The following is a 13,990-nucleotide window of genomic DNA, read 5'->3' as shown; positions in this document are numbered from 1 at the left end:
GAGCAGAGGTTTAGGTTACTTGAGTATTCGTCGCTTCGGTTTATATATAGTAAGAACACATTTTTTTTGCAATATCTTCTGCATCCAATCCTTTGTTTTCGATTCCATGCACGATGCTATTCAGTTCAATCGGTTCATTCTTTCTGTTGATTTCTTGTAGCCAATCTTCAATATTTCCATTAATATCCAAATACTGAATTAGGCCAATATTAAGATCTACGTCTCTTGGTACAGTTGTAGAAACAATTGATGGCGTGCCACATACTTGTGCTTCTAATAGGACAATTCCAAATCCCTCATATTTAGATGGTAAAATAAATTTATCGAACAACTGAAGAAGGTTGATAATATCAGCACGTTGCCCTAACAGTCTTACAGATTCCTGTAATTGATTGCGCTCGACCAACAGACGAATTTCTTCCTCTAAAGGACCCTCTCCAATAAAAATCAATTTAAAATTAATATGTTTTTGCTTTAATCTCGTAGCAAGTTTCAATAAAAACTGCTGATTCTTCACAGGAACAAAACGTCCAATATGTCCTAAAACTAAATCATTTTCACTAATTCCCAATTCTTTTTTTAATAATTTCTTTTCTGTCTGTGAGAGATATTTTATTTTATTGATATCCATTGGGTTAAATAAAATGTCAAAGGATTTCTCACCAAAGCAAAATTCTCCTGCATGTGTACTACATGCAACGAGCTTAGTCGCATTCATCACACTTATTTTTTTTAGGAAAGATAAAAAATATTTATTACTCCATTCTTCCGCAACATTTGTATGACTGTGTAACACTCTACATTTGACGCCAGCCAATCGTGCTGCTAACAATGTAAAAATAGCGCGATAACCCGTATGATCATGCACTGCATCATATCCATTGTCTTTAATTATTTTGTATATTTTCATCATATAGGCAAGAGGACCCTGCTTCGTAATATATTTTTGATAAAACAATTTGGAACCATGTTCTATAAAAGTGTCATGATATCTTCCCTTGTTGAACACTACAAAATCAAAGTGGTACACTGACTTATTTGTATTAGCCCAAATGTCTAATATCATCGTTGTAATTCCGCCAAAATCTGTAGTAGGAATAATATGCAAAATCTTCTTCATAGATTTTTATGTCACCCTTACTCTATTCCATAATATTGATAGTACTTATTGCACTTCATTTTAAAATTATTCAAGACAATCCCTAAAATATTGGCTTGAGAAATCGTTAATATGGACTTTGATTTTAATACCGCAGCTTTCCCAACAGTACCTGAATTGACTATTAATATTGTGCCATCACATTTATTGGATAAAATTTGTGCATCCGATACATATAATAAAGGCGGGGCGTCGAAAATAACGATATCGTATTTTTCTTTGGCAATCGCCATAAAAGATATCATCGTTTCAGATGCCAGTAGCTCTGTTGGGTTTGGTGGAATTGGTCCACTTGCAACAATATCCACTCCTTCTACAAACGTTTTTTGGATAACATCTAGAAATTTTTCCTGCCTAGATAATATAGAGGAGAGACCCACACTATTTGCGAGATGAAATGTATGGTGGAGAGTCGGCTTACGCATGTCAGCATCGACAATTAATACCTTCTTCCCCTCTTGTGAAAAAACGACACCGATATTCGCTGCGTTAGTAGACTTTCCTTCACCAGGAATGGAGGAGGTTACTAAAATAGTTTTCACATCTTGATTTGGTTGTGCAAATTTAATATTTGTGCGAATCGTTCGAAACTGCTCAGATGGAATTGATTTAGCATCAGAAACAGTAACTAGCTTGCGGGCCATCAGTGATTTGTTCTTCTTTTTCCTTCGCATTGAAAACATTATGGGTTCCCCCTAGACTTAGACTTTTTTCCTGTTTGCGGCTCTATATTACTGACCACCCCGATAACCGGAAGTGATAAAATTTCTTCGATATCACGTTCAGTTTTGATTGTCTTATCAAATGTTTCCATCATATAGGCAAGCAAAAGGGCAAGAGCGAAACCAACGATAGCGGCTATTAGTAAATTAAAAATTTTATTTGGTTTAACAGGTGCTGCATTTTCACTAGATTTCGCAACAGACAAAATATTAATATTGTCCACATGCATGAGCACGGGAATTTCTTCTTTAAAAATTTCGGCAACTGTATTGGCAATTTCTACTGCCCTAGACTCATTCTCATCTTGTACACGAATATTTACTACTTGAGAATTACTTGCACTAGAGACGTCTATTTGATTCATTAATTGTTCCGGTGTGGTCGTTAGCGACAGCTTATCAACCACCTTCGTTAAAATAGCGGGGCTTTTAATAATGACATTGTACGTATTAATTAGCCGAAGATCCGTATCAACATTTTGTGCCCCTACTAATTGCTGATTATCATAGCTTTTTTGATTCACTAATATTTGTGTTTCCGCTTCATATATAGGTGTTAAAACAAAAAAGCTTAACATGGCGGCAATACCAACCGACAACATTGTAAGCACTAGGATAAAGAACCAGCGTTTTTGCAATGTTTTTATTATACTTTGCACCGTAATTTCTTCATTCACAAAAATAGATTCCCTCCTACAAATGCGGATAATTGTAATATTAATTAAGTATATTAAGCAAGTCCTACAGTTATTCGGCAAATATTTTGCAATAACTACGATGTCATGTTTTTATTTCTATCAAATCCACTTACTACGAAGACAAGTATATGAAGCACATTAAAATAGAGAATTTCAAATGTAGATACACCAAGTGCAGCGACAATGACGAAAACTGTAAATACTACTAGTTGTTTGTCCATTTGGCTATGATCTTTCGCAATCGATAAAAGAAAGACAGCATAACATACTAGTGGTAGTAAACCCGCCTCCTGCAATATATTGACAAATGTATTGTGCGCATGAGAAACTCCTATTGCCCATAGTGATTCAGCACCATGTCCCCAAAAACTAAATTGCTCAAATACATATTTCCAAATATCAAGACGACCATCTGTAATATTTGTAGATTTTTTCTCCATTTTTAAAAGAATACTTTGAAAGGCCTTCTGCATCATGTCAACTTCATAAATAGTTATTACTAGTAATAAACAAGCTGCTATTAATAAAAAAATAAATTTTAGTAATGGCAAAAATCTTTTTTTCATCCTTTTTACTACTAAGACAATCATCGCTGCTGTCACAACGGCAATTGTTAATAATGATGTACGCGCATTTGACAACATAATGACATACAAAGCAAATAAATAAAAAATTGTATAGACCCCTAAACAAATGGTCAATTTCAGCTGTCGATGTCCCTCTAACATGGCAATTATGATTTCATATAGCTTCATCAGTATCACAATCGTCAAACCTATCATAGAAAATCCTAATGTGTTTGGATTTTCAAATACTCCTGCAAAAGCACCATACATAAAATGATTTTCTCGAAAACATAAAATAAGAAATGGTATATAAGCTAATAAAACACCATTAAGGACAATTTCTTTAACATGCTTTCTCACGATATCATTAAAGAAAATCGCTACAGCTAAAAAAATGCAAAATAACTGAAGGCTATTTTTTAATAGCCCTATATCCTGGTTGACCCCTGCAGAAATGACACAAAAAAAAGTATATAAACTAAAAAACAAGCTAGCCTGTACATTTTGGATGATTATTTTTTTATGCATTAGAAAGGATAGCAGGATTATTACTAGGCTAATCAACAATGTTAATTTATGATAAATCCCTTCAACAGGTTGCATTAAGCTCATAAATATAAGGGCGCTAAACAGTAGCGTGTAACACATTTTCATCTGGGAATCACGCTCAATTCTAGTTAGATTGATCAATTATGCCTCGGCATAATTGCGTCCGGAACCGGCTTTGTGCTTAGGCCTGCACGACGCGGGTCAGTTAGCCGTTATCGCATGGATGCGATGATTTTAGGCTAACATCCCCTAAGCACTCCTCTCCGATTCCGTGACATCCGCCGGAGGCTTTAACTTCTTTCAGAGGGTGTTTGGACACCCGCTGAAAAGCAACTAAAATTCGTATTCATCTCACCACCTATAGAGGTAGGAGACTTCTGTAGCTGACGTTTCACTTTCGCTACAAAGAATATTTGCTAAAAGAAGTTAAAAACTCCACCATTTCTTAATGTAGATTTTGTCCAATTCAAGCGGAAGTATCGGCTTGTTTGCAATGACATTTGCATTATTCTTTAAGAGTTGATCAACAGCATCTAGCTCCTTCTGCTTTTCAAGGTAATTGAGAGCTTTGTTATAAAAAAATGGCCTCGATGTTACATTATGCGTGTCGGATCCAAATGTATGAATATAATTCGCTCTCACTAACGCTAACGATAAACGCTGTACCTCTTTACCATAAAGACCTGTTAAACTTCCTGCCGTTATTTGTGTTAATGCACCTTCTTGAATCAATATTTCAAGTCTCGTCGGTTTTTCCCTAATAGCATAGTTCCGTTCAGGATGCGCAAGGATGGGTGTATAACCCGCTGCCTTCAACAGTATAATCATTCTTCTCGTATACGCAGGGATCGTGCTAGATGGTAATTCCAAAAGGATATAGTTAGAATTTGCCAATGTGTGAAGTTGTTTTTGCATCACCAATGTATGTAGTTCTTCGTGTAAACGCACTTCATGCCCTGTATGAAGTATGATTGGAATCTGCTGTTCCTCTAATACTTGTCGTAAATATATTGTTTGCTCCTCTACAAGTGAATAATTTACATGATATTGTGGATGCATCGCATGGGACGTACAAATTATTTCTGTTATCCCTTCACTTGATGCTTGCTGCAGCATCTTTAATGACTCCTCCATATTTTTTGGTCCATCATCAACACCGAATAATAAATGAGCATGTATATCAATCATCTATATCACAACTTTCTTTTTTAATGACTGATTATCTAATTAGCCTTCTTTTCTTTTATGAAAAATACTTGTTAAAAATGACTAGTATAGTGTTTTTTTCTAGATATTTATCAGATGTTAACATTCAATCAGTGCTTTGGACTTTCTATCTGTCGCTTTGGTTCTTCTTTCCGTCGCTTTGGCTCTCCTATCCATCGCTTCGGTTCTTCTATTCTTCGCTTCGCTTTTTCTATCCATCGTTTTGACTGCTTTCCGTCACTCCGACTCTTCTTTCCGTCGCTCTGTCCTTTCTATCCTTCGCTTCGGCCCTTCTATCCTTCGCTTCGCCTTTTCTATCCGTCGCTTTGGATGCTTTCCGTCGCTCTGCCCTTTCTATCCGTCGCTTTGGCTCTTCTATCCTTCACTTCGCCTTGGCTATCCGTCACTTTGACTGCTTTCCGTCGCTCTGCCCTTTCTATCCGTCGCTTTGGCTCTTCTATCCTTCGCTTCGCCTTGGCTATCCGTCACTTTGACTGCTTTCCGTCGCTCCGCCCTTTCTATCCGTCGCTTTGGCTCTCCTATCCTTCGCTTCTACTTGGCTATCCGTCACTTTGACTGCTTTCCGTCGCTCTGTCCTTTCTATCCGTCGCTTTGGCTCTTCTATCCTTCGCTTCGACTTTCCTATCCGTCGCTTCTGCTTTTATCCGTCGCTCTGCCATTTCTATCCGTCGCTTTGGCTCTCCTATCCGTCGCTTCTGCTTTTATCCGTCGCTCTGGCTCTTCTTTCCGTCACTCTACCATTTCTATCCGTCGCTTCGGCCCTTCTATCCTTCGCTTCGCCTTTTCTATCCGTCGCTTTGGATGCTTTCCGTCGCTCTGCCCTTTCTATCCGTCGCTTTGGCTCTTCTATCCTTCGCTTCGACTTGGCTATCCGTCACTTTGACTGCTTTCCGTCGCTCCGCCCTTTCTATCCGTCGCTTTGGCTCTTCTATCCTTCGCTTCGACTTTCCTATCCGTCACTTTGACTGCTTTCCGTCGCTCCGCCCTTTCTATTCGTCGCTTTGGCTCTTCTTTCCGTCGCTCTGTCCTTTCTATCCTTCGCTTCACCTTTTCTATCCGTCGCTTTGACTGCTTTCCGGCTCTCTGTCCTTTCTATCCGTCGCTTCTGCTTTTATTTGTCGCTCTGCCCTTTCTATCCGTCGCTTCTGCTTTTATCCGTCGCTCTGGCTCTTCTTTCCTTCGCTTCGCCTTTTCTATCCGTCGCTTCGGCCCTTCTTTCCTTCGCTTCGCCTTTTCTATCCGTCACTTTGGATGCCTTCCATCACTCCAGCTCTTCTTCCTGCCCTTTTCGCTGCTAATCCATCACTTCAGTTCTTTTATGATAAAAACAATAAAAAAGAGGCTTCTCTAGATTTTCATCTAGAGAAACCTCTAACTTTCAACATTATTTCGCATACTCCACTGCACGTGTTTCACGAATGACAGTTACTTTTATATGACCTGGGTAATCAAGTTCTTCTTCGATACGCTTACGGATATCTCGCGCTAAGCGATGTGAAGCTAAGTCATCAATTTTTTCAGGTTGTACAATAATACGAATTTCACGACCCGCCTGAATCGCAAAGGATTTTTCTACACCATCATAGCTTTCAGAAATTTCTTCTAACTTTTCAAGTCTGCGGATATAGTTTTCAAGTGTCTCACTTCGAGCACCTGGACGAGCTGCTGATAATGCATCTGCAGCAGCTACTAAAACTGCGATAACAGATGTTGCTTCTGTATCACCGTGGTGAGAAGCAATACTATTTATAACGACTGGATGTTCTTTGTATTTTGTTGCTAACTCCACACCGATTTCGACGTGGCTACCTTCAACTTCATGGTCGATTGCCTTACCAATATCATGTAATAAGCCAGCACGACGAGCTAATGCTACATCTTCACCAAGTTCAGCAGCGAGCAAGCCTGCTAAATATGCGACTTCAATTGAATGTTTTAGGACGTTTTGTCCATAACTTGTACGATATTTCATGCGGCCTAAAATCTTCATTAAATCTGGATGTAAGTTATGAATGCCAATTTCAAATGTTGTTTGCTCACCTGTTTCGCGGATTTGCTCATCCACTTCACGACGAGCTTTCTCCACCATTTCCTCAATTCGAGCAGGGTGAATGCGGCCATCCTGTACAAGTTTTTCAAGTGCAAGTCGAGCCGTTTCACGACGAATCGGATCAAAGCCTGATAAAATAACCGCCTCTGGAGTATCATCAATAATTAAATCTATACCTGTTAACGTTTCCAAAGTTCGGATATTTCGACCTTCACGACCAATAATACGACCTTTCATTTCATCATTTGGCAAGTTCACGACAGATACTGTTGTTTCTGCAACGTGGTCTGCTGCAAAACGCTGCAGTGCCAGTGATAAAATTTCACGTGCTTTTTTATCTGATTCTTCCTTCGCACGTGTCTCAGCTTCCTTCGTCATCACAGCAATATCAGTTGCTAGCTCTTTTTCTACTTCTCCTAAGATAATAGCTTTTGCTTCATCTCTAGTTAAAGCAGAAATTCGTTCTAGCTCTGTTTTTTGCGAGGCAACGAGCTCGTCCACTTTGCTTTCCATCTGTTCAATATGCTGTTGTCTTTCGGCTAGAGCCTGTTCTTTTCGCTCTAAGCCTGCTTCTCTCTTATTTAGAGCATCATCCTTGCGATCAAGATTCTCTTCTCTTTGCAATAAACGGTTCTCTTGTTTTTGAAGTTCTAAACGACGTTCACGAATGTCATTTTCGGCTTCAGTGCGAAATTTGTGAGTTTCATCTTTGGCTTCAAGTAGTGCTTCTTTCTTCAATGCCTCCGCTTCTCGTTTTCCTTCTTCAACGATTGTTTCAGCGACATGTTTAGCACCAGTGATTTTTGAGTCATTCACTTTTTTCATGTAGATATAGCTAACAGCGGCACCAACGATGATTCCAAGCAAAGCGGAGATGATAGTAATTCCATCCATATGAACACCTCCTCTTGCTATTTAGGTAATACAGTTTCAGTAGGCGCATACATTGTATTGCCTATTTAAAGTCATAATTCAGAAATTATACATATTTAATTGTATAGCTAGCCACAAGCTCTGTCAAGGATAGTCGGGCATCTGTTCTCCCTTCTATAGAAAAAAAGTAAGTCATATTTATTAAGAAAAACGGTTCCCTGACATTTCCCTGGTTTTACATAAAATTGAATCACCATAACGTGTGGTTGGATTTCCGTTCCGACTGGGGGCTTTGATTGCTGTCGCTTCGCTTTCGCGCAGAGCAGAGCTTCCTGGGGCATCCGATGAGCCGCTTCACTCGCGTTGCTCGTTCCAGGGTCTCATCTGTGACGCTAATCCTCAAGGAGTCGCCTAGCCGTAACGAAGATCAACTAATATACAGGGCATATATTTAAAAAAATGTTATCCACAACTTTTGATGATGAGCCCATATTTCTCTAGTATGGGTAAATATTAAAAAAATACATTGCTCTCACTCTAAAGAGTGGGAACAATGTATTTTAACTTATTTCAGAAGAAGTCTCCCACTCTAGAGGTGTGAGATGAATGTTGGCTTAAATTATTTTTCGTCTTCAAGTAGAAGTTGTAATTCTTCATCCATTTCTTCCTCTTCATCGTGCGCAGCAATAGTATACGAAGAAGACGCAATACCGTAAGAGGCACGGATTTTATTTGCGATGTCGTCAAGGACTGCTGGATTTTCTTTTAAATACTGTTTGGCATTTTCACGACCTTGGCCTAGGCGCTCATCACCGTAAGCATACCAAGAACCGCTTTTTTGAACGATGTCTAGTTCAACACCTAAATCGACTGTTTCGCCCTCTTTTGAAATTCCTTCACCATACATAATATCAACTTCAGCTGTACGGAATGGTGGCGCTACTTTGTTTTTCACAATTTTAATTTTAGTACGATTACCCATAATGTCATTGCCTTGTTTAATGGCTTCTGCACGACGAACTTCTAAGCGAACGGAGCTATAGAATTTAAGTGCACGACCACCAGGCGTTGTTTCTGGGTTTCCGAACATAACACCGATCTTTTCACGAATCTGGTTAATGAAAATAGCAATCGTTTTTGATTTATTAATAGCACCTGAAAGTTTACGTAAAGCCTGAGACATTAAACGCGCTTGTAAACCAACATGCGAGTCACCCATATCTCCTTCGATTTCCGCTTTCGGAACTAATGCTGCTACTGAGTCGATAACGATAATATCGATAGCGCCACTACGTACTAATGCCTCTGCGATTTCAAGCGCTTGTTCTCCTGTATCTGGTTGAGATAATAGAAGCTCATCAATATTGACACCCAATTTTTGTGCATATATTGGATCTAATGCATGCTCAGCATCGATAAACGCTGCTTGTCCACCATTTGCCTGAACCTCTGCAATGGCATGAAGCGCAACCGTTGTTTTACCTGATGATTCAGGGCCGTATACTTCAATAATACGTCCACGCGGATAACCACCTACACCTAATGCAGCATCAAGTGCTAGCGAACCACTTGAAGATGTAGCAATTTCTAAATCCGTCTTTTCGCCAAGTTTCATGATAGAACCTTTACCAAAGTTCTTTTCAATTTGTTTTAACGCCTGTTCTAAGGCTGCTTTACGATCACTCATTCATTTTCCTCCTTCGAAAACTGTTCACTGTTTTTCTCTATCTCTACTATACTTGTTTTTAAGAGAAGACGCAAGAAAAAAGCGAACATTTATTCGTTTTTTCTTCAAAATAAAAATTTGGGTAACTTTTCTCTACCCAAATTTCTATTTTCAACTATATTATGGACCATCACCAAAACTTGTGGTTGATTTCCGTTCCGGCTGGGCGCTTTCCTGGGGGCGCCCAGCCTCCACTCCAATCAACTTATTTTCATAATAGACGTTTTAACAAAAGTCATCCGCAACTTTTGGTGATAAACCTATGAACCTATATTATGCCGGAGCAAATTGATTAACGTTTTTTAAAGCCTCTTTCTTCCAAAAGCTGCATTAAATAATGACATGTAAACTTCACCGTACGAAGTCTATTTGTATTGCGCATGCCTGATAAATGAAGTAAATACGTAATTGGCTCTTCATTACCAATCGCAATACCAATCCAAACCGTCCCTACTGGTTGATGATCATGAGCCGTAGGACCTGCTGCACCTGTTAATCCAATACCAATATCCGTTGCGAATTTTTTACGTACTGTACTAGCCATGGCCGCTGCACATTCACTGCTTACAATCCCATGTGTATCTAATAATTCTTTAGAAATACCAAGCTGCTTAATTTTAGCCTCTTCTGTATACGTAACAACACCACCAACAAGGGCATCTCCTACACCTGGTATCTCAGCAAGCTCTGACTGAAATAACCCTGCTGTTAAACTTTCTGCCGCGGCAATTGTTAACTTATTATCTAGTAACATTTCTACTGTTTTAGAGGCAAGAGAATCATCATCTCTACCATACTGATAGTCACCAACAAGCGCTTGAATTTCTGCTACCTTTGCGGCAATGAGTTGCTGCGCTTCTTGCTCCGATTCTGCCTTGGCCGTTACACGCAATGTAACCTCGCCGTCAGAAGCAAGTGGAGCAACAGTTGGGTTTGTTTGCGAATCTAAAATATCTTGGACACGTACCTCAAGTTCTGCTTCGCCAATTCCATAAAAGCGCATAACGTGCGATGCAATAACCCCTCCAGCATTTAACATCGCACTAAGCTTTGGCTTTGCTTCAAACTGGAACATCGGCTCCAGCTCTTTAGGTGGCCCCGGAAGCAAAATATAAGTACGCTCATCTTTTGTTAGTATCATGCCAGGTGCCATACCGTGATGGTTAGCAAGCACCTCACTACCTGCTAGTATTAAAGCCTGCTTACGATTATTGTCCGTCATTGGACGTCCTCGCTGTGCAAAAAATTGCTCAATATATGTCAGTGCGATATTATCAAATTCGAGCTTAACGCCAAGATGACGAGCAATCGTTTCCTTTGTTAAATCATCCTTTGTAGGACCAAGACCGCCTGAGAAAATGATTAAATCAGCACGAGTCTCTGCAACGGAAATAGCCTCTTCTAAACGTTTTGCATTATCCCCTACAACAGTGTGATAATAAACATTTATCCCCAACTCGGACAACTGATTAGAAATAAATTTCGCATTTGTATTCGTAATCTGACCAAGCAATAACTCTGAGCCAACTGCAAGAATTTCAGCATTCATCATCCCCAAGACCTTCCTTATTTAGACTCAAGTAAGACACGTCGATTTAGATAGAAATAATCCCATCCAGACCATAGTGTAAAGAACAATGCAATATATAGCATAATATCATCAAATGGAATACCGATCAGTGTAAAGATTGTATTGTGTAAAAGCGCTGCTGCAATAGCCATAATTTGAGTCCATGTTTTAATTTTACCAAGCTGATTCGCCGCAACAACTTCTCCTTCACCCGCCAATATTAAACGCAGGCCAGTTACCGCAAACTCACGGCTAATAATAATGATTATTAGCCAGGCAGGAGCCATATCAAGCTCTACCATTAAAATAAAAGCTGCTGAAACTAGCAATTTGTCAGCTAGTGGGTCTAAAAATTTCCCAAATGTTGTCACAAGATTATACTTACGTGCATAATAACCATCCACCCAATCAGTTGTAGAAGCAAAAATAAAAATAAGTGCACCTATAAAATGATGAACAGGCATCTCTGCACCGAATAGTGACATTGTTCCCCAGTTGAAATCAAACATCATCACAATGACAAAGAACGGAATAAGTATGATTCGAGAGATGGTAATTTTATTTGGAATGTTCATTTTTCTAACACCTTTCATGATGAAAGAAAGTAGTCATCACTAGATGACTACTATTCTTTATTGAAATTGATGACGATGTTTTGCGTTACAATTTGCTGTGCATACGTTAAAAGTTCGTCATTAATATATACCTTAGCTTGTGCTGAATTACCTAAACGGATACGGGCGTAGTTTTGAGATGTTGCGTCGAATTCCACTACTTCACCTGCATTATATACACGTGTATCTGTTAGGATTTCTTGTTGTTGTTGATTTCGAATACCGATAAATGTAGGACCTGATACCTCAATACGAATTTTAAATGTATCTGTACCTGTTAACGTATAAGAAGTTGTAGCCCCATCCGCTTCAATAGCTCCCGCTGAAATCGATTGCTTAACCTCTTCAGTTGGTTTTTCATCAGTTTTTTTCTCTGCTGAATCTGTTGAGTCTTGTTTAGCTTTTGCTTGAGCTTTTTTATCTTCTTTTTCTTTATCTTTCTCACTATCGATTGGTTTTATTTGTTTATCATACTGTATTTCTGGAGGTGTATCCTCAACAGCGTCTGACCCTGCTTTATTTTTAGATTGCAATAACACCCAAATTGCTACAATAATGACAATGATAAATAAACCAACGATTATTTTTGGCATTGCCTCCATCATTCTATTGGAAGGGCCCTTTGAAACTTTTCTTCTACTTGGGCTATTCGTCATCGATTGACTTACTTGATCATTTTTTGTTCCTGGCAATTCGCTCTTATAGGTTTCTAAAATTTCCTCAGCGTTCAAACCAACAGCGTCCGCATATTGTTTAATAAAAGCTCGTACATAAAATGAACCAGGCATAATCGAATAATTGCCCTCTTCAATCCCTACTAAATAACGTTTTTGAATTTTCGTTATTTCTTGTAAATCGTCTAAGCTGTAGCCTTTAGACAGTCTCGCTTCTTTCAGTCGAGTCCCTAATTCTGCCACTCCATAACACCTACTTTAATATCAAATTAAAAATTAAATCCTCCAAATGAATCGGATTCGGACATCATATGGTTTTTTTCCATTATCTCATACGTAATTTCTTCATCTGGGTGATGACGTAATTCAATGATATAATCAAAATCCTCTATCTTATATTCTGAATGCTGAATAAACATATCTGGATGCTCGACAACCTTAATAGAAGGCATACTCATCATTTCACGTACTAGTTGCAAATGTCGCTCATCAGATGAACGACGTGTTACAATGCCATCTAATATAAAAATATTATTGTCACTGAATTCATCACCAGCCAGTTTATTGCGGACAGTCTGCTTAATCATTGTAGATGATAAAAAAATCCATTTTTTATTGGCACATACACTAGCCGCTACAATCGACTCGGTTTTCCCAACACGAGGCATTCCACGTATTCCAATGAGCTTATGCCCCTCTTTTTTAAAGAGTTCAGCCATAAAGTCAACTAAAATACCAAGTTCATCTCGTACAAAACGGAAAGTATTTTTTTCATCTGCATCTCGAGGAATATAATGACCGTGCCTCAGAGCTAAACGATCACGGAGTTTAGGTTGTCGAAATTTGGTAACGTTAATATGTTCCATTGTCGAAACAATTGTACGAAAACGCTCAATTGCCCCATCATTGTCTGTATGCACTAACATACCACGTCGATCCTCATCGACACCATTTATCGAAATAATATTGACACGAAGCATCCCTAAAAGTGAAGTAATATCTCCTAATAATCCAGGGCGATTCACCTGAATTTCATATTCAAAGTACCAATCGCTCAAACACACTCGTTCCCTTCCTATTAGTTAACGTAAAAAACCCTTTATAAGTTCCATCATAGCTGATTTTTTATGTAATGGAAAGTTAGAATATATGGAATTACGGTGTTATTTTTAAAAACTTACTATTTTTTTTGGCAGCATTCAAAATAGGCTTACATACGTTCCCTTTTCCATGCAAAAAATATAGAAAAAAGAGGAGATAAGCTCTCCTCTTTTTTTACTGCACATGCTTATTTTGTACAAGTTTAACGACACAATTCGCCAATGCTTCTTTTTCATCTTCAGAGGCAACGCCCCATAAATCCGACAGCACTCGCTCTTGTTCGTTTTTAGGATCGACATTCGTCGCCAAATATTCGCCAATTTGTACAGCAGCCTGTTGAATCAATTTCTTTGGCATACCGCTTGATTCTGCATTCGTAACATTTTGTCCTAAAAACGATGTCCATTTTTGCCAGTTTTCTAAAATGGTCATATGTTCCTCCTCCTTTACACATGTAGTAT

16 protein-coding genes are annotated in these 13,990 nt (G+C 38.7%); 3 read left to right on the top strand and 13 right to left on the bottom strand.

Features of this window, described 5'->3' with window-relative positions:
* Positions 1 to 40: 40 nt before the first annotated feature.
* From QUF91_RS06955 to QUF91_RS06935, 5 genes are all read right to left on the bottom strand, one after another.
* Complete coding sequence (locus QUF91_RS06955) at positions 41 to 1,120, bottom strand: glycosyltransferase (protein ID WP_289417241.1); 1,080 nt, start codon at positions 1,118 to 1,120, stop codon at positions 41 to 43.
* A 17-nt stretch (positions 1,121 to 1,137) separates the two neighbouring features.
* Positions 1,138 to 1,833: a CpsD/CapB family tyrosine-protein kinase gene (locus tag QUF91_RS06950; RefSeq protein WP_289420024.1), complete on the bottom strand. Its 696-nt coding sequence runs from the start codon at positions 1,831 to 1,833 to the stop codon at positions 1,138 to 1,140.
* A gap of 8 nt (positions 1,834 to 1,841) precedes the next feature.
* Complete coding sequence (locus QUF91_RS06945) at positions 1,842 to 2,558, bottom strand: YveK family protein (protein ID WP_285394577.1); 717 nt, start codon at positions 2,556 to 2,558, stop codon at positions 1,842 to 1,844.
* Positions 2,559 to 2,653: 95 nt separating this feature from the next.
* The gene (locus QUF91_RS06940; RefSeq protein ID WP_289417239.1) at positions 2,654 to 3,799 is read right to left on the bottom strand and encodes an O-antigen ligase family protein; all 1,146 of its coding nucleotides are present in this window, start codon (positions 3,797 to 3,799) and stop codon (positions 2,654 to 2,656) included.
* Positions 3,800 to 4,120: 321 nt separating this feature from the next.
* Positions 4,121 to 4,882, bottom strand: coding sequence for a tyrosine-protein phosphatase (locus tag QUF91_RS06935; protein WP_285394579.1), 762 nt, complete (start codon positions 4,880 to 4,882; stop codon positions 4,121 to 4,123).
* 114 nt (positions 4,883 to 4,996) lie between these two features.
* On the opposite strand from QUF91_RS06935, the gene QUF91_RS06930 reads away from it, so the two are divergent.
* Genes QUF91_RS06930 through QUF91_RS06920 form a run of 3 tightly spaced genes read left to right on the top strand, consistent with a single transcriptional unit; the run spans position 4,997 to position 6,272 of the window.
* Complete coding sequence (locus tag QUF91_RS06930) at positions 4,997 to 5,476, top strand: hypothetical protein (RefSeq protein ID WP_289417238.1); 480 nt, start codon at positions 4,997 to 4,999, stop codon at positions 5,474 to 5,476.
* The gene (locus QUF91_RS06925) at positions 5,473 to 5,886 is read left to right on the top strand and encodes a hypothetical protein (protein ID WP_289417236.1); all 414 of its coding nucleotides are present in this window, start codon (positions 5,473 to 5,475) and stop codon (positions 5,884 to 5,886) included. The genes QUF91_RS06930 and QUF91_RS06925 overlap by 4 nt, the downstream gene beginning before the upstream one ends.
* The gene (locus QUF91_RS06920) at positions 5,841 to 6,272 is read left to right on the top strand and encodes a hypothetical protein (protein ID WP_289417235.1); all 432 of its coding nucleotides are present in this window, start codon (positions 5,841 to 5,843) and stop codon (positions 6,270 to 6,272) included. The genes QUF91_RS06925 and QUF91_RS06920 overlap by 46 nt, the downstream gene beginning before the upstream one ends.
* A gap of 33 nt (positions 6,273 to 6,305) precedes the next feature.
* Here QUF91_RS06920 and rny read toward each other — a convergent pair whose 3' ends face one another.
* The 8 genes from rny to QUF91_RS06880 all read right to left on the bottom strand — a co-directional run bounded on the left by rny (position 6,306) and on the right by QUF91_RS06880 (position 13,961).
* The gene (gene rny / locus QUF91_RS06915; protein WP_289417233.1) at positions 6,306 to 7,865 is read right to left on the bottom strand and encodes a ribonuclease Y; all 1,560 of its coding nucleotides are present in this window, start codon (positions 7,863 to 7,865) and stop codon (positions 6,306 to 6,308) included.
* A 229-nt stretch (positions 7,866 to 8,094) separates the two neighbouring features.
* On the bottom strand, positions 8,095 to 8,247 hold the full coding sequence (locus QUF91_RS06910; RefSeq protein ID WP_289417232.1) for a hypothetical protein: 153 nt from the start codon (positions 8,245 to 8,247) through the stop codon (positions 8,095 to 8,097).
* A gap of 216 nt (positions 8,248 to 8,463) precedes the next feature.
* Positions 8,464 to 9,531 carry a recombinase RecA gene (gene recA, locus QUF91_RS06905; RefSeq protein ID WP_285394585.1) on the bottom strand — a complete coding sequence of 356 codons (1,068 nt, stop codon included), beginning with the start codon at positions 9,529 to 9,531 and terminating at the stop codon, positions 8,464 to 8,466.
* 331 nt (positions 9,532 to 9,862) lie between these two features.
* Positions 9,863 to 11,119, bottom strand: a complete 1,257-nt coding sequence (locus QUF91_RS06900; RefSeq protein ID WP_285394698.1) for a competence/damage-inducible protein A — start codon at positions 11,117 to 11,119, stop codon at positions 9,863 to 9,865.
* A gap of 17 nt (positions 11,120 to 11,136) precedes the next feature.
* Complete coding sequence (gene pgsA, locus QUF91_RS06895) at positions 11,137 to 11,715, bottom strand: CDP-diacylglycerol--glycerol-3-phosphate 3-phosphatidyltransferase (protein WP_285394586.1); 579 nt, start codon at positions 11,713 to 11,715, stop codon at positions 11,137 to 11,139.
* A 50-nt stretch (positions 11,716 to 11,765) separates the two neighbouring features.
* On the bottom strand, positions 11,766 to 12,671 hold the full coding sequence (locus QUF91_RS06890) for a helix-turn-helix domain-containing protein (RefSeq protein WP_285394588.1): 906 nt from the start codon (positions 12,669 to 12,671) through the stop codon (positions 11,766 to 11,768).
* 26 nt (positions 12,672 to 12,697) lie between these two features.
* Positions 12,698 to 13,486 carry a DUF3388 domain-containing protein gene (locus tag QUF91_RS06885; protein ID WP_285394589.1) on the bottom strand — a complete coding sequence of 263 codons (789 nt, stop codon included), beginning with the start codon at positions 13,484 to 13,486 and terminating at the stop codon, positions 12,698 to 12,700.
* 217 nt (positions 13,487 to 13,703) lie between these two features.
* On the bottom strand, positions 13,704 to 13,961 hold the full coding sequence (locus QUF91_RS06880) for a DUF3243 domain-containing protein (RefSeq protein WP_285394591.1): 258 nt from the start codon (positions 13,959 to 13,961) through the stop codon (positions 13,704 to 13,706).
* Positions 13,962 to 13,990 lie beyond the last annotated feature (29 nt).

It is taken from the genome of Lysinibacillus sp. G4S2, from assembly GCF_030348505.1.
In the GTDB taxonomy this organism is placed as follows: domain Bacteria; phylum Bacillota; class Bacilli; order Bacillales_A; family Planococcaceae; genus Lysinibacillus.
The sequence above is the reverse complement of the archived record's forward strand: the minus strand, read 5'-3'. Positions and strand labels throughout refer to the sequence as shown.